Source organism: Mycobacterium sp. IDUB_28 (assembly GCF_055419285.1).
The window spans coordinates 274,255-296,516 of the sequence record NZ_JBVAXK010000002.1 but is presented as its reverse complement, the minus strand read 5'-3'; the positions used below and the strand labels follow the sequence as shown (position 1 = coordinate 296,516).

17 protein-coding genes and 1 riboswitch are annotated in these 22,262 nt (G+C 68.5%); of the genes, 8 read left to right on the top strand and 9 right to left on the bottom strand.

The genetic code is table 11. The features are described from left to right. Positions 1 to 51 precede the first annotated feature (51 nt). The 5 genes from ACZYZ9_RS05300 to ACZYZ9_RS05280 all read left to right on the top strand — a co-directional run bounded on the left by ACZYZ9_RS05300 (position 52) and on the right by ACZYZ9_RS05280 (position 7,758). Complete coding sequence (locus ACZYZ9_RS05300) at positions 52 to 1,908, top strand: serine/threonine-protein kinase (RefSeq protein WP_463825159.1); 1,857 nt, start codon at positions 52 to 54, stop codon at positions 1,906 to 1,908. Next, on the top strand, positions 1,905 to 3,755 hold the full coding sequence (locus ACZYZ9_RS05295) for a serine/threonine-protein kinase (protein ID WP_463825158.1): 1,851 nt from the start codon (positions 1,905 to 1,907) through the stop codon (positions 3,753 to 3,755). The genes ACZYZ9_RS05300 and ACZYZ9_RS05295 overlap by 4 nt, the downstream gene beginning before the upstream one ends. Further along, entirely contained in the window at positions 3,755 to 5,401 is a 1,647-nt protein-coding gene (locus ACZYZ9_RS05290) for a protein kinase (protein WP_463825157.1), read from the top strand. The genes ACZYZ9_RS05295 and ACZYZ9_RS05290 overlap by 1 nt, the downstream gene beginning before the upstream one ends. Positions 5,402 to 5,467: 66 nt before the next feature. After that, positions 5,468 to 6,100, top strand: coding sequence for a hypothetical protein (locus ACZYZ9_RS05285; protein ID WP_463825156.1), 633 nt, complete (start codon positions 5,468 to 5,470; stop codon positions 6,098 to 6,100). Beyond that, positions 6,097 to 7,758 (top strand): coiled-coil domain-containing protein, encoded by a 1,662-nt coding sequence (locus tag ACZYZ9_RS05280; RefSeq protein ID WP_463825155.1) that lies wholly within the window; start codon positions 6,097 to 6,099, stop codon positions 7,756 to 7,758. The genes ACZYZ9_RS05285 and ACZYZ9_RS05280 overlap by 4 nt, the downstream gene beginning before the upstream one ends. A 7-nt stretch (positions 7,759 to 7,765) precedes the next feature. Here ACZYZ9_RS05280 and ACZYZ9_RS05275 read toward each other — a convergent pair whose 3' ends face one another. Together ACZYZ9_RS05275 and ACZYZ9_RS05270 are read right to left on the bottom strand one after the other, a co-directional pair. After that, on the bottom strand, positions 7,766 to 8,569 hold the full coding sequence (locus tag ACZYZ9_RS05275; protein WP_463825154.1) for an SDR family NAD(P)-dependent oxidoreductase: 804 nt from the start codon (positions 8,567 to 8,569) through the stop codon (positions 7,766 to 7,768). Positions 8,570 to 8,573: 4 nt separating this feature from the next. After that, positions 8,574 to 9,590 carry an SDR family NAD(P)-dependent oxidoreductase gene (locus ACZYZ9_RS05270; protein WP_463825153.1) on the bottom strand — a complete coding sequence of 339 codons (1,017 nt, stop codon included), beginning with the start codon at positions 9,588 to 9,590 and terminating at the stop codon, positions 8,574 to 8,576. Positions 9,591 to 9,660: 70 nt separating this feature from the next. On the opposite strand from ACZYZ9_RS05270, the gene ACZYZ9_RS05265 reads away from it, so the two are divergent. Next, positions 9,661 to 10,338 carry an MliC family protein gene (locus ACZYZ9_RS05265; protein ID WP_463825152.1) on the top strand — a complete coding sequence of 226 codons (678 nt, stop codon included), beginning with the start codon at positions 9,661 to 9,663 and terminating at the stop codon, positions 10,336 to 10,338. Between the two features lie 11 nt (positions 10,339 to 10,349). Here ACZYZ9_RS05265 and ACZYZ9_RS05260 read toward each other — a convergent pair whose 3' ends face one another. Continuing rightward, positions 10,350 to 11,234, bottom strand: a complete 885-nt coding sequence (locus tag ACZYZ9_RS05260) for an RluA family pseudouridine synthase (RefSeq protein WP_463825151.1) — start codon at positions 11,232 to 11,234, stop codon at positions 10,350 to 10,352. 34 nt (positions 11,235 to 11,268) lie between these two features. Further along, on the bottom strand, positions 11,269 to 11,883 hold the full coding sequence (lspA, locus tag ACZYZ9_RS05255) for a signal peptidase II (RefSeq protein ID WP_463825150.1): 615 nt from the start codon (positions 11,881 to 11,883) through the stop codon (positions 11,269 to 11,271). Between the two features lie 52 nt (positions 11,884 to 11,935). On the opposite strand from lspA, the gene ACZYZ9_RS05250 reads away from it, so the two are divergent. Further along, complete coding sequence (locus ACZYZ9_RS05250) at positions 11,936 to 12,877, top strand: asparaginase domain-containing protein (RefSeq protein WP_463825149.1); 942 nt, start codon at positions 11,936 to 11,938, stop codon at positions 12,875 to 12,877. On the opposite strand, the gene ACZYZ9_RS05245 is transcribed toward ACZYZ9_RS05250, so the two are convergent. After that, on the bottom strand, positions 12,842 to 14,242 hold the full coding sequence (locus ACZYZ9_RS05245) for a DNA polymerase IV (protein WP_463825148.1): 1,401 nt from the start codon (positions 14,240 to 14,242) through the stop codon (positions 12,842 to 12,844). The two genes, ACZYZ9_RS05250 and ACZYZ9_RS05245, sit on opposite strands and share 36 nt — an antisense overlap. Before the next feature lie 180 nt (positions 14,243 to 14,422). On the opposite strand from ACZYZ9_RS05245, the gene ACZYZ9_RS05240 reads away from it, so the two are divergent. Continuing rightward, positions 14,423 to 16,075 carry a PE domain-containing protein gene (locus tag ACZYZ9_RS05240; protein WP_463825147.1) on the top strand — a complete coding sequence of 551 codons (1,653 nt, stop codon included), beginning with the start codon at positions 14,423 to 14,425 and terminating at the stop codon, positions 16,073 to 16,075. A 25-nt stretch (positions 16,076 to 16,100) separates the two neighbouring features. Here the strand turns inward: ACZYZ9_RS05240 and ileS are convergent, their stop codons facing one another. From ileS to ACZYZ9_RS05220, 4 genes are all read right to left on the bottom strand, one after another. Further along, a complete protein-coding gene (gene ileS, locus ACZYZ9_RS05235) occupies positions 16,101 to 19,220 on the bottom strand; it encodes an isoleucine--tRNA ligase (RefSeq protein ID WP_463825146.1) in 3,120 nt (1,039 codons plus the stop codon). 306 nt (positions 19,221 to 19,526) lie between these two features. Continuing rightward, on the bottom strand, positions 19,527 to 19,748 hold the full coding sequence (locus ACZYZ9_RS05230) for an Rv1535 family protein (protein WP_463825145.1): 222 nt from the start codon (positions 19,746 to 19,748) through the stop codon (positions 19,527 to 19,529). A gap of 259 nt (positions 19,749 to 20,007) precedes the next feature. Continuing rightward, positions 20,008 to 20,177, bottom strand: a riboswitch (M-box (ykoK) riboswitch). Positions 20,178 to 20,508: 331 nt separating this feature from the next. Next, positions 20,509 to 21,627: a nitronate monooxygenase gene (locus tag ACZYZ9_RS05225; protein WP_463825143.1), complete on the bottom strand. Its 1,119-nt coding sequence runs from the start codon at positions 21,625 to 21,627 to the stop codon at positions 20,509 to 20,511. A 24-nt stretch (positions 21,628 to 21,651) separates the two neighbouring features. Beyond that, entirely contained in the window at positions 21,652 to 22,236 is a 585-nt protein-coding gene (locus tag ACZYZ9_RS05220) for a carboxymuconolactone decarboxylase family protein (RefSeq protein WP_463825142.1), read from the bottom strand. Positions 22,237 to 22,262: the final 26 nt, after the last annotated feature.

The window sequence follows — 22,262 nt, the reverse complement described above, 5'->3', positions numbered from 1 at the left end:
CGGCGGCCCTCCACCCCGGATACGCTCAGCGGCGAAGCGGAGGGCAGGTCGGTGGTCGAGAATCGGGCGGGGTCGCAGTTCGGGCCGTATCGGTTGGTGCGGCTGCTGGGTGCCGGCGGTTACGGCGAGGTGTACGAAGCTGAGGACACCGCCATGCACCGCGTGGTGGCGTTGAAGCTGCTGAGCAGCACCTATTCGCAAAACCCGGTGTTCCGCGAGCGGCTGTTCCGGGAGGCCCGCACCGCCGGCCGGCTGCGGGAACCACACGTGCTGCCGATCCACGGTTGCGGCGAGATCGACGGCCAGGTCTACATCGACATGCGATTGGTGCGCGGCGTGGATCTGGACACCGTGCTGCGCCGGGACGGCCCGCTCCCGCCGGCGCGGGCAGTGAATCTGGTGCGCCAGGTCGCGGCAGCCCTGGACGCCGCGCACGCCGAGACGGTGTTACACCGCGACGTCAAACCGGCGAACATCCTGCTCTCCGGTGACGACTTCGCCAGCCTGGTCGACTTCGGCCTGGCCAGCGCGGCCGGCGACGCCCGGCTGACCGGCACCGGAAAGGCGGTCGGCACGTTCGATTACGTTGCGCCGGAACGGCTTTGCGAGAATCCAGTGATCGACCCGCGCTGCGACGTGTACTCGCTGGCGTGCGTGCTCTATGAACTACTGACCGGGGCACCACCGTTTGCCCAGCACCAGGATCTGACCGCGCTGATCAACGCCCAGCTGACCGCCCCGATCCCGCGGCCCAGCCAGCAGCGGGCCGGCATCCCCGCCGGGTTCGACGAGGTCATCGCGCGGGGCATGGCCAAGCATCCCGACGACCGTTATTCCAGCGCGGGTCAGCTGGCCGCCGCCGCGCACAACGCACTGGGTCCGGCCGCGACCACCCGCGAGTGGACCACCGCGCCGCCACCGGTGCCGCTGCCCCCGCCCGTGCCGGCCGCGCCACCGCAGTGGGTGCCACCCGAGCGCCGAAAACCGCGCCGTCGCAGGGTGATTGCCGTCGCGGCGGCCATCATCGTCGCGGTGGCGGCCGCGGCGGCCGTCGTTGTTGTCACGCGCCGGGATGCTGCCACCGGGCGCGCGGCGACCAGCACGCCGCGGCCGTCCTCGACGGTCCCGACGGTGCTGAAATTCCCGGACCTGGTGCAGGCCCGCGGGGTGGCCGTCGGTCACGACGGCAGCGTCTACGCGGTCGAGCTGAGCAGCCACTCCCCCAATGGCCGGGTGCTGAGGTTGCCCCCCGGCCAGCCCTCGCCTACCGAGCTACCGTTCGGTGAGCTGTACGGCGAGGGGGTCGCGGTGGACCCGGCGGGTGCGGTCTACGTCGCCGACTTCCACGCATCCGCGGTGTGGAAGTTGGCGCCGGGCGGTCGTGGGCCTGCTCCGCTGACGTTCGGGCACCTGGGCAGACCGGTCGGGGTGGCGGTCGGCGCCGACGGCACCGTCTATGCCACCGACGCCACGCTTCGGCAGGTGCTGAAGCTGGCCCCCGGCGCGACGAGTGCCACCGCCCTGATGCCGACCACACCGCTGAACATGCCAGCCGGAATCGCGGTGGACAGCACCGGGAACCTTTACATCGCCGATGTGGAGGAGCGGCGGGTGTTGAAGCTGGCTGCCGGTGCCGACACCCCCGCCGAACTGCCGTTTCCCGGCCTGCAGCAACCGTACGGTGTGGCTGTGGACAAGAACGGCAACGTCTACGTCACCGACATCGACGGCCGCGGGGTCTTCAAGTTGGCCAGCGGTGCGAGCACTGCCACCCAGGTCGCCTTTCCCACCCTCAACTACCCGTTCGGTATCGCCGTGGACGACGCCGGCGATTTGTTCGTCGTCGACTGTCACCGCGGCGACGACTGCGCGACCGGCAAAGTCCTCGAATTGGGTGCCGCGCAATGACTGCCAGCTTCCTCCCGGGGTCGCGGTTCGGCCCGTATCAGCTGCGCCGGCTGCTGGGCAGCGGCGGATTCGGTGAGGTCTACGAAGCCGAGGACACGGTCATGCACCGGGTGGTGGCGCTGAAGTTGCTGTCCAGCAGCTACTCGCAGAACCCGGCTTTCCGGGAGCGGCTGTTCCGGGAGGCCCGCACCGCCGGACGGCTGCACGACCCGCACGTGGTGCCCATCCACGGCTGCGGGGAGATCAACGGTCAGCTCTACATCGACATGCGCCTGATCGACGGTACGGATCTGCAGAGCACCCTGGAACGTGGCGGCGCGCTCAGCCCGGCCCGGGCGGTGCACGTGGTGCGGCAGATCGCCGCGGCATTGGATGCCGCGCACGCCGAAACGGTGATTCACCGCGACGTCAAGCCGGCCAACATTCTGCTCGGTCCCGACGACTTCGCCTGCCTGGTGGACTTCGGCCTGGCCAATGCCGCCACCGACACCAAGCTCACCAGCGAGGGCACCACCATCGGATCGTTCGCCTACCTGGCACCGGAACGTCTGGCGTCCGGCCAGGTCACGCCGGGTGCGGACATCTATGCACTGGCCTGTGTGCTGTATGAATGCCTGACCGGGGCCGCACCGTATGAGAGTCGCACCGAAATACCCGCTCTGGTCGCCGCGCACCTGACCTCCCCGCCGCCGCGCCCCAGCCAGGACCACCCGGGGATCCCGATCGGGTTCGACGAGGTGATCGCGCGTGGAATGGCCAAGGACCCGCAGGTTCGCTTTCGCAGCGCCGGTGAACTGGGTGCGGCCGCTCAGCACGCGCTGAGCACCCCGGTGCAGCCCTGGACTCCGCCGCACGCGGTCCCCACCCAACCGTGGACACACCCCGGCGCGCCCACTGCGCGCACGCCAATGAAGTTGCGCCGCAAGCCCCGTCGCCGTGCAGTGCTGGCCGTGGGCGTGATCGCGCTGGTCGCCGCCATTGTCGGCGTCGTCGCGGTCGTGGCCACGCCCGACACGACCCGGCATGCTGCGCCCGCCACCACCAGCGCATCGCCAACGCCCGGCGGCTCCGGCTCGCCGTCCACCAGCGCCGCCCCCGCCCTGAACGCCACCCGATTGCCGATTATCGGAACCGGTCAGCTCGCGGGCGTGGCGATCGGCCCGGCCGGGGAAATCTACGTCGTCGACACCAGCAGCCCCAGGGTGTACAAGCTGACCGCCGACTCCGATGCGCCCGCCGAGGTGCCGTTTCGCGGACTGGTCCGGCCCAAACGAGTGAGCGTGGACGCAGCCGGCAACGTCTATGTCGCCGATGTCCCCCGGGACGGCGCCGGGAGGATTCTGAAATTGGGGCCCGGCGCCGGTGATCCGGTCGAGTTGCCCTTCGGCCGCATGCTTCCCCATGGCGTCGCAGCTGATGCTGCGGGGACTGTCTACGTTGCCGCAAACGACCGGGTGCTGGCGCTCGCGCCGGGTGCCGCGACCCCCACCACGCTGCCGTTCGGTACCGGCATTTTCGAGGACGTGGCGACGGACGGCGCCGGCAACGTCTACGCCCTGCAGGCGGGCCGGGTGCTGAAGTTGGCCCTAGGCGAGAGCAACCCGACCCAGCTGCCGTTCGGGCAGCTGGGCAGGGCGCAAATCGTCGTGGTGGACGCCAAGGGCGACGTATACGTGGCCGACAACGCCGACAACATGGGTCGGCTGATCAAGCTGTCCGCGGGTGCCTCGTCCCCGACCCTGCTGTTCGCGCCGGAGAATCAGTCCTTCGGTGGTATGGCGATCGACGCGGCGGGCGGCATCTACGTGACCGAGAACAACCGGCTGCTCAAAGTCGCGGTGGGCTGATGACGGAGCCCAGCGATCTGAAATCGCTACTGGCACAAGGTGGCCCGCTCGATCCGGTCCGTGCGGTGCACCTGGTAGGCCAAGTCGCGGCGGCGATCGACGATGCGCACGCCCACCGCAGAATCCACCGCGACGTGAGCACCGCCAACATTCTGCTGGCGCGCGACGGTGCAGCCTATTTGGCCGACCTCGGCGGAGCGACGCCCTCGGCAGACCGGACCCGGGTGCTGGTCACCGACACCGACGCGGTCTACCGCGCCGACATCGCCGCGCTGGCCGGGGTGCTTTACGAGTGCCTGACAGGGCAACCGTTCGACCCGGCGACGCCGGTCGAGCGGCGAGCCGGAATCCCGGCTGAGTTCGACGCTGTCATCGAGCGCGCAACGGCAGCCGATCCCGCCAACCGGTACCGCAGCGCCGGCGAATTCGCCGCTGCCGCGCAGCGCGCCCACCCGCCGATCCCGCCCCCTGCGCCGCCGAACAGCAACCCGGCACCGCCGTCCGCGGCGGCCACCCGCACGTTCACCCTCCCGCCTCCTGGCCAGTCATCCAATAATTATGTCCCGCAACCTATTCCGATGTACGGACAGTCACCTACCGTATCGTTTCCGCACTCCCGGCCGATGCAGCTGCCGATACCGCCACCACGACGGCGCCGCTACATCGGCCCGGCTGTCGCCCTCGTCGCCGTGATCGCCGTGGTGGTGACCGGCGCAATCGTGATCCCCAAGGTCGTGCACCGCAACGACTCGACGGCATCCACCACCAAGGCCGCCCCGCCGCGGCGCACCTACACGGCGCAGCCGACTGTGCTGCCATTTCCCGAGATGTTCCCGACAAAAAGTGTCGCTGTCGACGGCTCCGGCAACATTTACGCGCTGGCCGCGGTGATCCCGCATCCGGGCATCAGCATGTTCGAACCCGGCCCGCTGCAGCTCTGGAAGCTGGCGCCGGGGGCCAGCGCGGCGTCCCCGGTGGAAATTCCCGGGGTGAATTTTCGCTCCGCGACGGACCTGGCGGTCGATAAGGCCGGCAATCTTTTCTACAGCGAAGGCGCCCAGGTTTACCTGTTGGAGGCGGGCAAATCCAGCCCGATTCGGTTGCCGTTTCGGGGATTCACCTCGGTCAGTGGCATCGCGGTCGACGATGCGGGCAACACCTACGCAGTCGGTGCACTCATGGACGAGGGCCCGAATGTGAAGTACGGGGCGCGCAAGCTCGCACCGGGACAAAACCGACCGACCGACTTGTCAATCGAGGGGCTCCATCTGCCCCGTGGAATTGCGGTCGCCAAAGACGGCACCGTCTACGTGTCCTCGAATATCAGAGGTACCGGACGTGGCCAGGTCTTCAAACTCCCCGTCGGCGCCACCGCTGCCGTCGTGGTGCCCATCCCCGGACTCATCGAGCCGAATCACATCGCGTTCGACGACGCCGGGGACATCTTCGTCGGCGACGGCTTCGGCAAGGGTTTCTTCCAGTTGCCGCCCGGACGCGATCCGGTGCAGGTGGCGCTGGGTTCTCATGCCATGAGTGTGGCGGTGGATTCCGCAGGTGCGGTCTACGCGCTGACCGCGGCGCGCACGAACCGGTCCGATCAGCTGGTGAAACCCGGACAGGTGCTCAAGATCGTGCCGGACCGATAGCCGCTGCGCTCTCACCGCGATTTTTGCCGCGATTTTTATCCGGGCCCGTTTGATACGGTCCGAGCCATGAGCTTGCACGAGCGTCATTTTGTGGCGGAAGGGGCCCTCCCTCCCGCGCGCGACTTCCTGACGTCGGCGGGATTCGGCGGTGTGGCTGCCCTGACGGTGGCGATCATTCTGGCGGTCATCGCATTCATCGCCGCGCGCCGGGCCGCCAAACGTGAAGCGCTGCAGCAGGACCAGCGTGACCGGCATCATCAGGAGCTTCGCGAAGACGCGCAGCGCAGCGCGGCCCTGGACCGCTGCTGGCAACGGCTGGTGTGGGTGGTGGAGACCGCGGGGATCGAACCGGCAGCACACGAGAACGCCACCCTGGGTCTGGGGCCCGAGCTGGCACTGGAGATGCTGCGCGGGCTGCTGCGTGACGCCGAGTTCCTCGGGGACGAGACGCTGGCCCGGTCGGTGACGGTGTACCTCAACCAGTTCTCCCTGGTGTTGGCGCAGCAGGCTGGACCGCTGTCTCAGCTCGCGGCGCGGCAATCTCCGCCGCGACGGGACGCGCCGGCTGCCCGCGAGCCCCGGGAATCCCAGCCGTCGGTCCCGCCCGCTGACCAGCCCCCCGCCCCCGACCAGCCCCCGGCACCCACCGATGAGGCCGCTATCGAACCGGCCGGCAAAGGAAGGCGCCGGCACGGGTGAGCACCACACGACAACACATCGAGGATCTCGACCCCGCGGAGTGGGCGGCGTTGACGCTGCGCGCCGCCGCGGATTCGGTTGCCGCCGCCGAGCGGCTCGGACAGCAACCGCCCGCGGCATTGCTGGCGCTGGCGGCGATGAGCGAGCGCGACCTCGTCGAGCACCGAAATCGATCCGGCCCGGCACGCAAGCGGCTCTCGCCGGTGATGCGACTGGTCGAGGCCGACCACATGCGGGTCGCGGCCGAGGCGCACGCGCGGGAGGCGCAGCAAGGCCGCAAAGACGCCGAGGCGGCCGTGGCGATGGCCCGGGCGCAGGCTGAACAATCGGCGCGGGTGGCCACCGCGGCGCGCGAGCGGGCACGCGAAGTGCAGGCCCAGGCCGCGCGGCAGGAAGAGCAGTGGGCGGCCGAGCGGCAAGCCGCGCAGCAGGCCTTCGAAACAACATTGGAAACAACAAAGGCTGAACGCGCCGCCGAGCGGGCCGCCGCGCAGCGGGCCCTGGAACAGGTACGCGCCGAACTCGCTCAGGTGCGCGCCGACACGGCCGCCGAACTCGCCACGGCCACCGAGCAGGTCACCGCCGCGGAAAGCCGCGCCGAACAGCGCATCGCCGAGCGCACCGCGGACCGGGCGACCGGGCGCCAGGCGTTCGAGCAGGTGCGCGCCGAGCTGGAACGGGTGCGCGCCGATGCCGCGGCCGAGATCGCCGCAGCCAACGAGCGGGCCACAGCCGCCGAAGCCCGTGCTGAGCAGCGCATCGCCGAGCGCGCGACTGCCCGGGAAAGCGCCGAGCGCGCGTTGGAGGAAGTGCGCCGCGAACTCGACCAGATCCGGGCCGATGCCGCGGCCGAAGTCGCCTCGGCCCGCGGGCAGGCCACCGGTGCGATCACCGCCGCGCACCGGGCAGCCGAAGCTGAGGTGGCCCGAGCCAAGGCAGAGCTCGAGCAGCTCCGCACCGCCGCCGCGGCCGAGATGACCCGGCTCAAAGCGGAGACCGAGCAGGTGCGCACAGCGTCGGCCGCAGAGTTGACGGAGGCGCGCGCGCAAGCCGGCCAGCAGCTCGCCGCCCTGCGCGAAGCAGCGCAGGCCGAGGTGGCGCGTGCCCGCGCCGAGGCCGAGAATGCCGGCGCGGCCGTGGCCCGCGCTTACAGCGAGATCGAGCAGTTGCGCGCGACATCGGCGACCGAACTGGCGGCGGCCCGCGAGCAGGCCGCCGCTGCTCAGGAAGCGGCGCGGGTGCGCGAGCCCGGTGTGGCGGCGGCGAACCTGTTGGCGCTTCCGGTGCCCCCGCTGGGGGTGGCCACCCACACCAGGTCCATCGAGTTGGCGCTGGCCACCGTGCGCGAACTCGACCGCATTCTGGAAGCGGGCCCGGCCGAGGATGTCGAGACGGTGCGCAACCTGGTGGATACGGCGCAGGCGGAGGCACGAGACCTCGCCGAGCAACTGCACAACCTGCCCTCGCACTACTCCGCGTCCTGGCAGGCCGAGGCGGCAGAAGAGTACGCAGGCGCCGCAGCCGCAGCTTATGGTGCTCTGCTGCAACGCATTTCGGTTTTGGTCGACCAGCTACGCCAGCAGGACGAGAACGCGAACGCCGAGGTGATCTCGACGGTCACCAACTGGCTGGACGCCCACCCGTGGCGACAGGGCTGACGCCCGGTCAGTGACTCGGGCCGCCGCGCAGCCGGTTGCCGATCCGGATGCCGGGCAGCAGCAGGCTGCGCGGCAGAATCCTGCCGCCGGTGCTGACGATCTTGGGCACCACACCGGGCACCACCCCGCGCTTGCCGGCGAGCATGCCCGCAATGGCCTGCTCGGCGACGTCCTTCGGGGACACCTGCGCGATCGGGATGCTGAACCGCTCGGCGCTGGCGATTTCAGCCCACTCGGTCGGAACCGGGCCCGGGCACAGGGCGGTCACCGACACGCCGGTACCGTGCAGCTCCTCCTGCACGGCCTCGGAGAACGTCAGCACGAACGCCTTGCTCGCTGAATACACCGCCATGAACGGAATCGGCTGGAAGCCCGCGATCGAGGCGATGTTGAGCACCGCACCGGCGCCCCGCTTGACCATTCCGGGCAGCACGGCACGGGTCAGCTCCATCAACGCCAGTGCATTGAGGGTGACCTGCTCGCTTTCCCGCTCCTCCGGCAGCTCGTAGAAGCGCCCGCTGGTGCCGAAGCCCGCGCTGTTGCACAGCCCGGCGATCGGCTCGTTGCGCAGCCGTTCGGCCAGCTTTGCGCGGGATTCGTTGTCGGACAGGTCAAGTGGGAAGACCTCCACGTCGACGCTGTGTTCCGCACGCAGTTTTTCGGCCAGCTCGTCGAGGCGTTCGCGGCGCCGCGCGACCAGGATCAGCGGAAAGCCCCGGCGGGCCAGCCCGTTGGCCAGTTCGGTGCCGATGCCTGAGGAGGCGCCGGTGATGACGACGGTCGATTGCTTGCTCGGTTTGGGAAGGCTCACGACATCACCAGTGGATTCCGCGGGTGGCCTGCAGGAACGTTTCGCTGCGTTTGTCGAGATCCTTTGTGTCGGTATCGCTTTCGCTGCCTTTGGCAGCAGACGAGTCGTCGAACATGCCGAATGCGCGGTTGCGCACCCGGTCCATGACGGCCGGGTTGACGGCGTCGGCGACGGCGGCGAACTGCCCGAACGGCGAGCTGGCCCGCCGCGGCCGGTGGATCAGCGCGTCGGTGATCACGCCGGCGGCCTGGTCCGGCGTGAGTGCCGGGAACTTGTCGTACATCTTGGTCGGGCTGATCATCGGCGTGCGCACCAGCGCCATGTGCACGGTGGTGAACCGGACGTTGTCGCTGACGGTCTCGGCCTGCAGCGCGTCGCACAGGCTGTCCAGCGCGGCCTTGCTGGCGATGTAGGCGCCGAACCGCGGTGCCCGGGTCTGGACGCCGACCGAGGACACGTTGAGGATGTGCCCGAAGCCGCGTTCGCGCATCCCTGGGACGAATTTGAGGATCAGCTGCACCGCGCCCAGGTAGTTCAGCTGGATGGTGCGCTGGTAGTCGTGGATCCGGTCGTACGACAGGGCCAACGATCGCCGAATGGACCGGCCCGCGTTGTTGATCAGGATGTCGACGCCGCCGAGGTCCTCGATGACCTTATCGGCCATCTCGGCGATGGCGTCGACGTCGGACAGGTCGCACGGGTAGACGTGGGCGGTACCGCCATTGGCGCGGATGTCGTCGGCGACCTTGTCCAGGTTCTCTTTGGTGCGCGCGACGAGCGCCACGATGCCGCCCGCCTCGGCGATCTTGTGTGCGGCCGCCTCGCCGATGCCCGAGGACCCGCCGGTGATCAGCGCGATCTTTCCATCGACCGCCTCTTCGAGTGTGCGGCCTTGCACGGCGTCGCGCAGATTCCGCCAGTAGAAGGGCCGATATCGCCCGGCGGAGTTCGGCGTGTTGATGATGTTCGACACGGCCGCGAACGGTTTTTCAACCAGGTTCGTGAGATCACCGAGATTCATTGACAGTTGCTCCTGAGGGCAGTGTGGACGGTGTGACACAGGTCATAAAGCCAACCTAGGATATCGACCGATGAATAGGTACCGAATGCCGATGTCGGGCAAGCTCGTCTCAGTCGTCGCCGTGATCGCGGCCACCGTGCTGCTCGGCGGGTGCGGTTCGCGACCGTCGCACCCGGACTCGTCGACCGCGAGCGCCGCACCGGGCCTGTCGGCCAGCATCACCACCACCTCGCCGACACCGGCCCTGGACTGCGCCCGATCCACCGTCAAAGCCCAGCAGCTGGTGTGTAACGACCCGGAACTGACCGTCCTGGACCGCCGGGCGCAGACGGCGTATCAGCAGGCACTGGCACGCCCCGGGGCTGACCAGTCCACGCTCGCGACCGCGCAGAACGCTTTCATGACAGTGCGCGACGGCTGCACCGACCGCGTCGACGTCCGGACCTGCCTGGTGGAGGCCTACCAGACGCGGCTGGTCGAGTTGGCGATCGCTGACCCGGCCACGGTCGCCCCGCCGGTCGTGACCTACAACTGTCCGCCCGGGGACGGTCCGTTGACCGCACAGTTCTACAACGATCTGGATCCCAAGGCGGCGGTGTTGAACTGGAAGGGCACCCGGATCATCCTGTTCGTCCAGCCGTCGGGCAGCGGCGCCCGCTACGGCCGGCAGGGCTCCGAGTACTGGGAGCACCAGGGCGAGGTCACGCTGAACCTCAACGGCATCAACTTCGTGTGCCACACCCAGTGAGCGGGGACGTGTCAGCCCTCAGCGCGTAACACGCTCAACGCGTGTTCCAGGTCGGGCGGATAGGGGCTGACGATCTCGACACGCCGGCCATCGGCCGGATGCGCGAAAGCCAACGACCGCGCATGCAGCCATTGACGTTGCAGGCCAAGCTTTTTCGCGAGTTTCGGATCGGCGCCGTAAACCAGGTCACCGCAACAGGGGTGGTGCAGCGCGGCGAAGTGCACCCGGATCTGGTGGGTGCGGCCGGTTTCCAGGTGCACGTCGAGCAGGCTGGCGGCCACGTGTGCTTCCACGGTGTCGTAGTGGGTGATGCTGTGCCGGCCGGTGCTGGTGACCGCGAACTTCCACTCCGGGCCGTGGTGCCGGCCGATCGGCGCATCGATGGTGCCGCTGGAAGGGTCCGGATGTCCTTGCACCAGTGCGTGATACCGCTTGTCGACGGTGCGCTGTTTGAACGCGCGCTTGAGCACGGTATAGGCCTGCTCGGAGCGCGCCACCACCATCACCCCGGATGTGCCGACGTCCAGACGGTGCACGATGCCCTGCCGCTCGTGCACCCCCGAGGTGGTGATGCGGTAGCCCGCGGCGGCCAGGCCGCCCAGCACGGTGGGCCCGGTCCAACCGACCGAGGCGTGGGCGGCCACCGCGGCGGGCTTGTCGACGGCCACGATGTCGTCGTCGGCATACAGCACTGTCATGCCCTCGATGTCAACGGGCCTGTTCTCCAACGGTTTCGGCGGTTCGGGTAGCCGCACCTGCAGCCAGGCACCCGAAGTGAGTCGGTCGGATTTCCCGGCCGGTACGCCGTCGAGTTCGACACCACCGTCTTCGGCGATGGCCGCCGCGGCACTGCGCGACAGTCCCAGCAGCCGGGCCAGCCCGGCGTCGACGCGCATGCCCGCCAATCCTTCTGGGACCGGCAACGTGCGCTCAGTCACCCGCGTTCTCGGGTTCCGGCGGAATAGCGTTGTCGCCGTTGACTTTCCGTCGACCTGTGGTGTCGAAATCGAAGCCGAAGATGGACAGCACCACCAGCAGGATGGCGCCACCCACCACCGACGGGTCGGCGACGTTGAACACCGGCCACCAGCCCACCGACAGGAAATCCACCACATGTCCGCGCAGCGGGCCCGGCGCCCGGAAGAAGCGGTCGACCAGGTTGCCCATCGCACCGCCCAGGATCATCCCGAGCCCCAGCGCCCACCAGGGCGAGACCAGCCGCCGGCCCATCCAGAAGATGCCGACCACGACACCGGTCGCGATCAAGGTGAGCACCCAGGTGTATCCGGTCGCCATCGAGAACGCGGCACCGGAATTGCGCACCAGCGTCCAGGTCACCGTGTCACCGATGATCGACACCGGCTGACCGGGAGGCAGCAGTTTGACCGCCAACACCTTGGTCACCACGTCCAGCGCGAGCACCACAGCCGCAACCGAGACGAGCAGCCGCAACCGCCGCGGCGCGGCAGCCCCGGGTGCGCGCGGTTCCTCGGCGTCACCGGCTGAAGTCAGCGGATCTGCGGATCCGGTTGGTTCGTCAGGCACCTCACCATCATCCCCCAGCAGTGCCGGGCCGGGCGTGCGGGATGATGCCGGGATGGGGCGCGTCGCCGTGATCACCACCGGAGGGACGATTTCGACGAGCACCGGCGCCGACGGGGTGCGCCGGCCCGCCCGCTCGGGCGCGCAACTGTTGTCGGGATTCGACGTCGATATCGACCTCGACGTCGTCGACGTGCTGGCGGTCGACAGTTCCGAACTCGTTCCGCCGGACTGGGATCTGATGCGCGCGGCCATGCATCGGGCGGTCGCCAGTGGAGCCGACGGGATCGTCGTCGCCCATGGCACCGACACCATGGAGGAAAGCGCGCTGTGGCTCGAACTGACCCACGCCGGCCCCGTCCCAGTGGTACTGACCGGCGCGATGCGCAGCGCGGACGCGCCGGACGCCGACGGCCCGGCCAATCTGCGCGACGCCGTCGCGGTGGCGGCCAGCCCGGTGGCTCGCGACCTGGGGGTGCTGGTGTGCTTCGCCGGCCGGGTGTTGCAGCCGCTGGGTTTGCGCAAGGAGGTCACCCAGGATTTGAGCGGTTTCGCCGGGCAGCTGGTCGGCACCGTGTTGGACAACGATCTGGTTTTGACGCACCCCAAGCAGCGGACGTTTCTCGGCGAGCTGTCGGCTGCTGACGCGCCGCGCGTCGACATCGCGGCGGCCTACCTGGGCAGCGACGCGGTGGCGCTGGACGCCTTCGCCGCCGCGGGTGCCCGCGCGGTGGTGCTGCAGGCGCTGGGATCCGGCAACGCCGGACGCGCGGTCGTCGACGGTGTCCGGCGCCTGTGCCGCGCCGGGGTGACGGTCGCGGTGTCCACCCGGGTGCCCAACGGCGGGGTGAGCGCCGGTTACGGCCCCGGCCACGATCTGGTGCAGGCCGGCGCGGTGCTGGTGCCGCGGCTGGCACCGCCGCAGGCCCGGGTGCTGCTGATGGCGACGCTGGCCGCCGGCCTACCCGTGGGCGACATCCTCGACCGCTGGGGTTGACCGAACGTGCTCGCGCAGTGCCTCGACGTAGTCGGGCCAGTCCAGGCTGTCGACCGGGTTGGCGGCCGCCAGGTCGGCGGTGTCGAGGGGGAAAGTTCTGGCCTGGCCCGGTCCCGTGCCGCGCGTTTCGAACCGGACGGTGACGACGCCGTGGCCGGCGCCCTGCACCCAGCCGTGCCCGAAGTCGCGGTGCGCGACGTCATCACCGATCCGCCAGGACCCGCCGTCCTGCCCGGTCAGCAGCACCGCACGCAGGGTCTCGAAATCCTGGTGCGCTTCAGCCGGTTCCGGCGGCAGGTCCAGGTCGGGAAACAACGACTGCTGGCGCACGTCGCTGAGGCCGGAAAAGCCCACACCGAGCAGACGAATGGGCCCGATCTGCAACGGATCGAGCAGCAGCCGGCGGGCCACCGACACCAGCGCACCGGGTTCGGTCGTCGCGTAGGGCAGCGTCGCCGAGCGGGTCAGCGTGCTCATGTCCGACTTTTTCAGCTTCACCGTGACCGTGCGGGCGCCGCGACCGTCTTTGAGCAGCCGACGGTGTGCGTGCTCGGCGATCGGCTCGATCGCGTCGCGCAGCTGGTCCAGCGTGGTCAAGTCGGCCGCGAAGGTGGATTCGGCGCTGATCTGCTTGGCCTCGGCACGCTCGGCGACGGGACGGTCGTCGATGCCCTGCGCTAACCGGTGCAGCGCGGGCCCCACGGTGGCACCGAGGATGTCGGCGACCTCCGCGTCAGCCAGCGCTGCGAGCTGCCCGATCTTCTCGATGCCCAGGCGGTGCAGTTTCTCCTCGGCGACCGGGCCGATCCCCCACAGCCGCCGCACCGGTAATCCGCTCAGCAGCTCTTGCTGCTCGGAGCGGCGGACCACCCGGACACCGTCGGGTTTAGCCAGATCGGAAGCGATCTTGGCGATCTGCTTGCCCGACCCAGCACCCACCGAGGCGACCAGACCGGTCTCCTCACGCACCCGTCGGCGCAGCGTTGCACAGAACGTCTGCACCTCGTCGGCCGACGCACCGGCCAGCTGGGGCGGTTCGCCGAACGCCTCGTCGAACGACAGTTGCTCGACGACGGGAACCAGACTGCGCACCGCGTCGAAGACACGGCGACTGGCCACGCCGTACACCACGCCGCGGGGCGGCAGCACCACCGCGGCCGCACCGACCTGCCGGCGAGCCTGATGCATCGGCATCGCCGAGCGCGCGCCGAACACCCGCGCCTCGTAGCTGGCACCGGCCACCACTCCCCGACCGCCCAGCCCGCCGACCAGTACCGGCCGGCCCTTGAGGGTCGGCCGGGTCAGCTGCTCCACCGATGCGAAGAACGCATCCATGTCCAGGTGCAGCACCCATCGGGACTCCACGGTTGTCGATGCTATGGGGCCGAGCGCGAGCGCTCAGAACGGCTCGGCGCGGCCGCGGTGCCGGGATGTCTTTAGTTAACCTAAAATATAATATTAAACGCATGTTTAATTGGCTTTATCGATGGTGATCCCCCCTCAGCGGATGCCGGTTAACGTTGACACGGGTCGAGGGAGATCGCTATGTCACTTGTCGTTGTGCCGGAATGGGTCCAAGCCGCCGCTCAAGATCTCGCAGGCGTGAACGGATCACTATCCGAAGTCTCCCAATCGCTGGCCGGCTTCACGACCAATATCGCGCCCGCGGCCACCGATGAAGTATCAGGTGCGGTCGCCGCGCTCTTCGCCGAATTCGGCGAGGAATACCAGGCGGTCAGCGCCCAGGCGCGCGCGTTCCACGCGGAGTTCGTCCGGGTGCTCAACGCGAGTGTCGGCGCCTACCTGGGTACCGAAGCTGCCGCAGCCGCCGCGTTGCCGGCAGCGTCCATTCTGGATGGCCTGACCGGTGCGCTGGGCAACCCCGCCGCGCTGCTGGGCGGCTCCGGCGGATTGCTGGGCGGACTCGGTCTGTTCAACCCGGGCGGGTTACTCGGTGGTCTTGGTCTGCCGTCGCTCAATGCGCTGCTGCCCGGCGTTTTCGGACCGACGCCCGGTCCGACGCCGGTGAGCCTGGCGGCGATCACCGGACCGTACGAGAGACTGTTCGCCAACACGATCGCCAACCTGCAGAGTCTCGGAAACGGCTTGGCCGCCAACCCGTTCCCGTTCTTGCGCCAATTCATCGCCAATCAGATCAGCTACGGCCAGATAATCTCCACCGCGTTTGCCAATGCCGGGCAGCACTTGAGCAGCGGGGCCGCGAATATGGTTTTGGCGGACCTGGCACCCATCGCGTCGATACCGGCACGAATCGGGCAGAACTTCGTGAATGTGCTGGGCACGCTTACCGACTTCTCGTATTCCGTCGGAACCAATATCAACCCGTTGACATCACCGATCGCCCTCAGCCAGTTGGAGCTTGGCGCCGCGTTCTTCGGGTTCCCGATCGCGCTGGGTATAGATCTCATCGGCTCACCAATCACCACGGCCAACGCGATGTATTCCGTCGCGTCGGCCTTCGGCAGTGCAATACAGAGCGGCGACGGTTTCGGGGCGTTAGTTGCGGTCCTCACCGCCCCGGCGGTCGTCACCGACGGCTTCCTCAATGGTCAGGTGATGTGGAGTGTCGGCCTACCGGGGGTCACCCTGCCGCTCGGGCTCGGTGCGCTTAGCGGCGTGACTGTGCCGCTGACCGCGCAGATTCCGCTCGGCGGAATCCTGACCCCCCTCGACGTCACGACGCTTGTGGTGAATCCGCTGGGCAGTCCGACCCCGCTGCTGTCGGTGCCCCTCGGCGGGACGCCGACCGGCGGCATCCTGCCCGGTCTGCTGCTCTACGCACCGCAACAACTGGCCGAAGCCATCGGCGCACCGCATATCAGCGGTCCGCTGGTGCCCCTGCCGGAAGTCGTGTTGCCGGGCATCGGTTCCCTGCCGAACCTGGGCGGTCTACTGGACGGGGTGCGCAGCCTGCTGCCCGACGTCGCCCTGCCGGACTTGGGCGGGCTGCTCGGTGGGCTGGGAGGCCTGCTGCCGGGTCTCGGTGGCCTGCCAAACCTGGGCGGCCTGCTGCCCGGTCTCGGCGGCCTGCTACCGGGTCTCGGCGGCCTGCCAGACCTCGGTGGCCTGCTCGGCGGCGGTGGCCTGCTCGGAACCGGTGGCCTGCTCGGCGGCGGTGGCCTGCTCGGGACCGGCGGCCAGACGGGCGGGGGCGGCCTGCTCGGCCTCCTCGGCTAACACGCCCCCCGCGCCGGCGCGGAACCTATCCGGTCGCGCGGGTTATCGCCACCCGCACCCCGTCGCCGATTTCCGTCGCATCCGCGGGCTCACCGAATTCGAACCTGGTAGCCAGGATCTCGCCCGCGATCAGGTCCCGGTGCGTGGCGGCCCACTCCTCGCGCTCGGCAGGTACCGCAATCACCACGCTGATCCGGTCGGACACGTCCAGCCCGGTCGACTTGCGCAACTCCTGTAGTTCCCGGATGCGGTCCTTGGCCCAACCCTCGGCGTCCAACTCCGGGGTCACGGTCCCGTCGAGCACCACCAGGCCGGCGCCGCCGGGCAGCGCCGCGGTGAATTCCGGGTCGGCCGCGACCAGGCGCGAACTGTACTCCTCAGGCTGCAGCACCGCCGGACCCGCCGTCAGCGTGCCGTCCGGGTTCACCACGCCCTGGCCCGCTTTGACCGCCTTGATCGCAGCCTGCACGTCCTTGCCCAGACGAGGTCCGGCCACCCGGGCGTTGACGGTCAGCTCAAACCGTCCGTAGGTGTCGATCGCGTCGGTGAGCTCGACCTGTTTGACGTTCAACTCGTCGCCGATCAGGTCGGTGAACGGCGCCAGGGTCTCCGGATGCTCCACTGCCACGGTCAGTTTCAGCAGTGGCAGGCGTACCCGCAGCTTTTTGGCCTTGCGCAGCGAGGACGCCGCCGAGCACACCTCCCGGACCTGGTCCATCGCCGCGACCAGGTCCGGATCCGCGCGCAGCTCACCGGCCTGCGGCCAATCGGTCAGGTGCACCGAGCGCCCGCCGGTCACGCCTCGCCAGATCATCTCGGAGATCAACGGCAGCAGCGGCGCGGCCAACCGCGCGGTGACCTCCAGCACCGTGTGCAGCGTGTCGATCGCATCGGCCTCTTCGACCCAGAACCGCGAACGCGACCGTCGCACATACCAATTCGTCAACGCCTCAGTGAACTGGCGCAACTGTTCGCAGGCGCCGGAGATGTCGCAGACATCCAGCGCCGCGGTCAGGTCCTCGCGCAGCACCGCCAGCTTGGCGAGGATGTAGCGGTCCAGCACATTCGCCGAATCAGTGCGCCAGACACCGACTTTCGGCGCGTACAGCGCCAAGAAGCTGTAGGCGTTCCAGAACGGCAACAGCACCTGGCGCACCCCGTCGCGGATACCCTGCTCAGTGACGATCAGGTTGCCACCCCGCAGGATCGGCGAAGCCATCAGGAACCACCGCATCGCGTCGGAGCCGTCCCGGTCGAACACCTCGGTCACGTCGGGATAGTTGCGCAGCGATTTGCTCATCTTCTGGCCGTCGGAGCCCAACACAATCCCGTGTGCCACGCAGGTTTTGAACGACGGCCGGTCGAACAGCGCGGTGGCCAGCACGTGCAGCGTGTAGAACCAGCCGCGGGTCTGCCCGATGTATTCCACGATAAAGTCACCGGGATAGTGACCGTCGAACCAGTCCTGGTTCTCGAACGGGTAATGCACCTGCGCATACGGCATGGAACCGGAGTCGAACCACACGTCGAGCACATCGGAGATGCGGCGCATCGTCGATTGCCCGGTCGGGTCGTCGGGATTGGGTCGGGTGAGCTCGTCGATGAACGGGCGGTGCAGATTCGACGGCCGCACCCCGAAATCGCGTTCCAGCTCATCCAGGCTGCCGTAGACGTCGATGCGGGGATAGGCCGGGTCATCGGACTTCCACACCGGAATCGGGGTGCCCCAGTAGCGGTTTCGGGAAATCGACCAGTCGCGCGCGCCCTGCAGCCACTTGCCGAACTGGCCGTCCTTGACGTGTTCGGGGTACCAGGTGATCTGCTGATTCAGCTCGACCATGCGGTCCCGGAACTGGGTCACCCGCACGAACCACGACGACACCGCGCGGTAGATCAGCGGGTTACGGCAGCGCCAGCAGTGCGGGTAGGGGTGCTCGTAGGTTTCGTGCCGCAGCAGCACCGCGCCATTCACCGCAGCGGGCCCGCTCTGGTTCTTCAGATCGCGGATGATCTGCGGGTTGGCGGCAAAGACGTGCTGGCCCTGGTAATCCGGCACGGTCGCATCGAATCGGCCTTTGGCGTCGACTGGGGTGACCGCCCTGATCCCGGCCGCATCCCCCACCGCCATGTCGTCCTCGCCGTACGCCGGAGCCATGTGCACCAGACCGGTGCCGTCCTCGGTGGTGACGAAGTCGGCCGGCAAGACCTGAAAGGCGTTGGGCGAGTCCAGGAAATAGGCAAACGGCGGTAGATAGCGGGTGCCGAGCAGCTCCGAGCCACGCAGTGTCCCAAGCACTTCGGGCTCCTCGCCCAGTTCGCGCGCATAGGCGGACAGCCGCGGCTCGGCCAGCAGGTAGCGTTGCTCGCCGGCCTGCACATGCACGTATGTCACGTCCGGGTGCACCGCTACCGCGAGGTTGGAAGGCAGCGTCCACGGCGTCGTCGTCCAGATCAACAGATAGGTGCCGTCCAGCGGGCCACCCTGAACGCGGAACCCGACCGTCAGAGCCGGGTCCTGCCGGCTCTGGTAGACGTCGTCGTCCATCCGCAATTCGTGGTTGGACAGCGGGGTCTCGTCGCGCCAGCAGTACGGCAGCACCCGGTAGCCTTCATAGGCCAGGCCTTTGTCCCACAGCTGTTTGAACGCCCAGATCACCGACTCCATGTAGCTGAGGTCCAGTGTCTTGTAGTCGTTGTCGAAGTCGACCCAGCGGGCCTGGCGGGTGACGTACTGCTGCCACTCGTCGGTGTAGCGCAGCACCGACGCGCGGCAGGCGTCGTTGAACGCGGCGATCCCCATCGAGTCGATCTGGGACTTGTCGGTGATGCCCAGCTGTCGCTCAACCTCCAGCTCGGCGGGCAATCCGTGGGTGTCCCAACCGAATCGGCGCTCCACCTTGTCGCCGCGCATGGTGCGGTAGCGGGGCACGATGTCTTTGACGTAGCCGGTCAGCAGGTGTCCGTAGTGCGGCAGACCGTTGGCGAACGGCGGACCGTCGTAGAACACGTATTCGGTTGCGCCGTCCCGATTTGCGATGCTGGCACGGAAGGTGTCGTCGCGGAACCAGTAGTCGAGCACCTCGAGTTCGAGGGCCGGAAAATCAGGCGCCCCGGCAGCGAGTTTCGGATAAACCCGATCGGTCACGTACGTCGTCTCCCTCTAGCCACCTCTGGCCGGGGACGACGATGCGCTGGTGCGCAAGCGCCGCGGTACCACCCCGCTTGCCACGCTGGCGCGTGACCGCTCAAGAGGGCTGTGACGGGCCCACCCGTTCGGTTCTACTGGGCCGTACCGGCTGTTCTTCCGAAGGCTCCCCGGTGATGGCCGGATCAACGCCAATTGGATTCTAATGGCGAATGGAACTGCACGACTCCGAGGGACTGGCTCACCGCAGGACGCGCCTGCAGTCGGCTAGTCCCTCGGAGTCCGCGGTTGGTCGATATCCATGCGTCACGCCTGGACTTCGAGCACACCAATGCGCCACAGTGCGGCGTAGACGTGCCGCAGCGGCACGGTGAGCAGGCGGGCGGCGCCGTCGACCAGTGGGTCGTTGCCGGCGGCGGCGACCTCGATGCGGCGGGCCGGCTTCGTGGGCGCGGGTACGTCGCGCACAACGTGCAGCCGTGGTGCGGCGGTGAGGGTGGTGACTTCGTCGTACAGTGCAGCGGTCATGATCGCCTCCTAGCGGTTGACCAAACGTTGACAGGTGGACCTCAAAGGAATCTTGGTAAGTCCCGTCCCGCAACGGTTCCGGTCGGAGGAAGTGAGCGACTCAGCCGCACACGTCGCGCCGAAGACCGGTCAGGGACGAAACATCCGGATCTCGACCCGGACTGCCACTGGAACTCATGCGTCCCTCACCTCCTCTCAGCCACGACACACATGTTGTCTGGGTGCACGAAGGAGAACAGAATCCGACCATCGCCGGATATCCGCACCCCTCTCGTCAGAGCTTTGGCACTACCCGACGTGTCCGGTAAACCGGAAGCCACCTGGGCTCAACCCTTAAGCCGGGAAGAGCTGTCCTGACCCGGGGCGTCTTTCGACGTTCGGGGTCAGTGGCCTATGTTCGTGTAGCCGCCTCACCTAACGAGGTGCTTGCCTGACCGATAATGCACCACAGGCCCTGCCCGGTCAACGCGCCATCCCGCAGTTTCGCGATCTTTATGTCATCTCCATGCGGGCACACAGCTGTCTCGCAGCCTTGAGGCGCCCTGACCTGGGGCGACTGTGACGTGTTCAATGTCACAGTGCGGGTCCCTGTTGGGCGCGAGCGCCCTCAGATGTGCGGTCAGAGGCCGCACTTTGCGGCATTTCGGGGACGCTCGCGCTGAGCGGGTGAGCGCCCCGTGTCAGGCCACGAGCGACCCCATATGTGCGCTCAACGCCCGCAATCAGCGGCATTCGAGGGACGCTCGCGGCAAGGATGGGGTCAGTCGGCCAGGCTTTCCAGCCGCCCGACGGTGTCGATGTACTCCTCGACCATGTCCAGCACCACCGCGCGGGTGGGCCGCACCCGGTCCAGGGAACCGACCACCTGTCCGACGAAGTAGGTCGCCAACTCGCGTGCCTTGGCGCCCGGATGTGTCGCGGCCTGATTGATCCGCACCTGCGAATCGGTGACCAGGGCGGTCTGCAGTGGCATTCCCAGCGGCGCGGGGGTGTCGGGCCGCTCCCATTCCTCGGTCCAGGCGGTGCGCAGCATCCGCGCCGGCTTGCCGGTCATCGAGCGCGACCGCACCGTGTCCGAGGAGGTGGCGGCCAGGAACTTGTCCTTGACCACCGGCGCGGTCTCAGCTTCCTCGGTGGTCAGCCACACCGATCCGCACCACACGCCTTCGGCGCCCAAGGCCAGCGCCGCGGCGATCTGGCGGCCCCGGGCGATGCCACCCGCGGCCAGTACCGGAGTGGGCGCCACCGCGTCGACCACTTCGGGCACCAGCACCATGGTGGCCACGTCACCGGTATGTCCGCCGGCCTCGGTGCCCTGGGCAACGATCAGGTCTACCCCGGCCGCGGCGTGCCGGCGCGCATGTTCGGTCGTTCCAGCCAGCGCAGCGACCAGCACGTCGTGGCGGTGCGCCCGCTCGACAAGGTCGCGCGGCGGCGGCCCGAGCGCGCTGGCGATCAACCGGATGTTGTGGGCGAACGCGACCTCCAGCAGAGGCTCGTAGCCCTTGGGCGAGATGTTCAGACCGCCACGCACCGGTTCGTCGTCGGCGGCCTGACCTACCTCGTACCGGTTCAGCAGCTCGTCGACGAAGGCGCGATGCTCCTCGGGCAGCAGGTCCTGGGCCTGCCTGGAGTTGATCCCACCGGTGTCGGCGCCGACGTACTTGGGCGGCAACAACAGATCGACGCCGTAGGGCTTGCCGCCGGTCTGCTCCTCGATCCAGGTGAGTTCGCTGTCCAGACGTCTGGGACTGTGCGCGGTGGCGCCCAGGACGCCGAACCCGCCCGCATTGGTCACCGCGGCCACCACATCGCGGCAGTGGCTGAAGGCGCAGATCGGAAACTCGACGCCGAGCATCTCGGCAACCCTGGTTCGCATGCCGCCGACGCTACGCCGCGACCACTACCCGTTCGAGGGCGCTACGCCGTCCGGTGGCCAGCTGGCCACGCCCTCTTCCAGGGGCACCTGCAGGCTCCGCAGGACGGAGGCAACCATCCGCCATGCGCCGATGGCGGTCACGAGTTCGATGAGAACCGTTCTGTCGGTGCTCAATTCGGCCTCGCAGGCCGCCCAGCTGGATTCGCTGACCACGCCGTCGGTCACGATGTCGTCGGTGGCGGCGAGGACCGCCCGCTCGGTGGGCCCGAACCCGTTGTAGGCCTGCCAATCCCGGACGCCGAGCAGATCCTCGGGCGACACTCCCAGGCGGGAGGCGACCCGCCAGTGCTGGGTCCACTCGTAATCGCATCCGGTGAGCCAGCCGATACGCATGATCACCAGCTCACGCAGTCGGCGGTCCAGGTCGCCGTGCCACAGCATCATGGCCAGCATGTCGTTGAATACCCGCGCCAGCCGCGGATGGTTCAGCAGCGTCTGGAAGATGCTGAGTTCGGCCATGTAGTCGGGTACGCCCGCCTCGTCGGCGGCGGCTTTGGCTTCGTCGACGGGCAGCAGGGGGATGCGGGCGGGCTTGTCGGCGCGGGTCATCTGAACTTCACGTATTCAGCGGGGAC

Bases quoted from the DNA above. Each gene is read 5' to 3' on its own strand.
- ACZYZ9_RS05285 (WP_463825156.1), top strand. From the start codon at position 5,468: ATGAGCTTGCACGAGCGTCATTTTGTGGCGGAAGGGGCCCTCCCTCCC.
- ACZYZ9_RS05240 (WP_463825147.1), top strand. From the start codon at position 14,423: ATGTCACTTGTCGTTGTGCCGGAATGGGTCCAAGCCGCCGCTCAAGAT.
- ACZYZ9_RS05220 (WP_463825142.1), bottom strand. From the start codon at position 22,236: ATGACCCGCGCCGACAAGCCCGCCCGCATCCCCCTGCTGCCCGTCGAC.
- ACZYZ9_RS05250 (WP_463825149.1), top strand. From the start codon at position 11,936: ATGGGGCGCGTCGCCGTGATCACCACCGGAGGGACGATTTCGACGAGC.
- ACZYZ9_RS05260 (WP_463825151.1), bottom strand. From the start codon at position 11,234: ATGCGCGTCGACGCCGGGCTGGCCCGGCTGCTGGGACTGTCGCGCAGT.
- ACZYZ9_RS05265 (WP_463825152.1), top strand. From the start codon at position 9,661: ATGAATAGGTACCGAATGCCGATGTCGGGCAAGCTCGTCTCAGTCGTC.
- ACZYZ9_RS05290 (WP_463825157.1), top strand. From the start codon at position 3,755: ATGACGGAGCCCAGCGATCTGAAATCGCTACTGGCACAAGGTGGCCCG.
- ACZYZ9_RS05230 (WP_463825145.1), bottom strand. From the start codon at position 19,748: ATGACCGCTGCACTGTACGACGAAGTCACCACCCTCACCGCCGCACCA.
- ACZYZ9_RS05270 (WP_463825153.1), bottom strand. From the start codon at position 9,590: ATGAATCTCGGTGATCTCACGAACCTGGTTGAAAAACCGTTCGCGGCC.
- ACZYZ9_RS05225 (WP_463825143.1), bottom strand. From the start codon at position 21,627: ATGCGAACCAGGGTTGCCGAGATGCTCGGCGTCGAGTTTCCGATCTGC.
- ACZYZ9_RS05295 (WP_463825158.1), top strand. From the start codon at position 1,905: ATGACTGCCAGCTTCCTCCCGGGGTCGCGGTTCGGCCCGTATCAGCTG.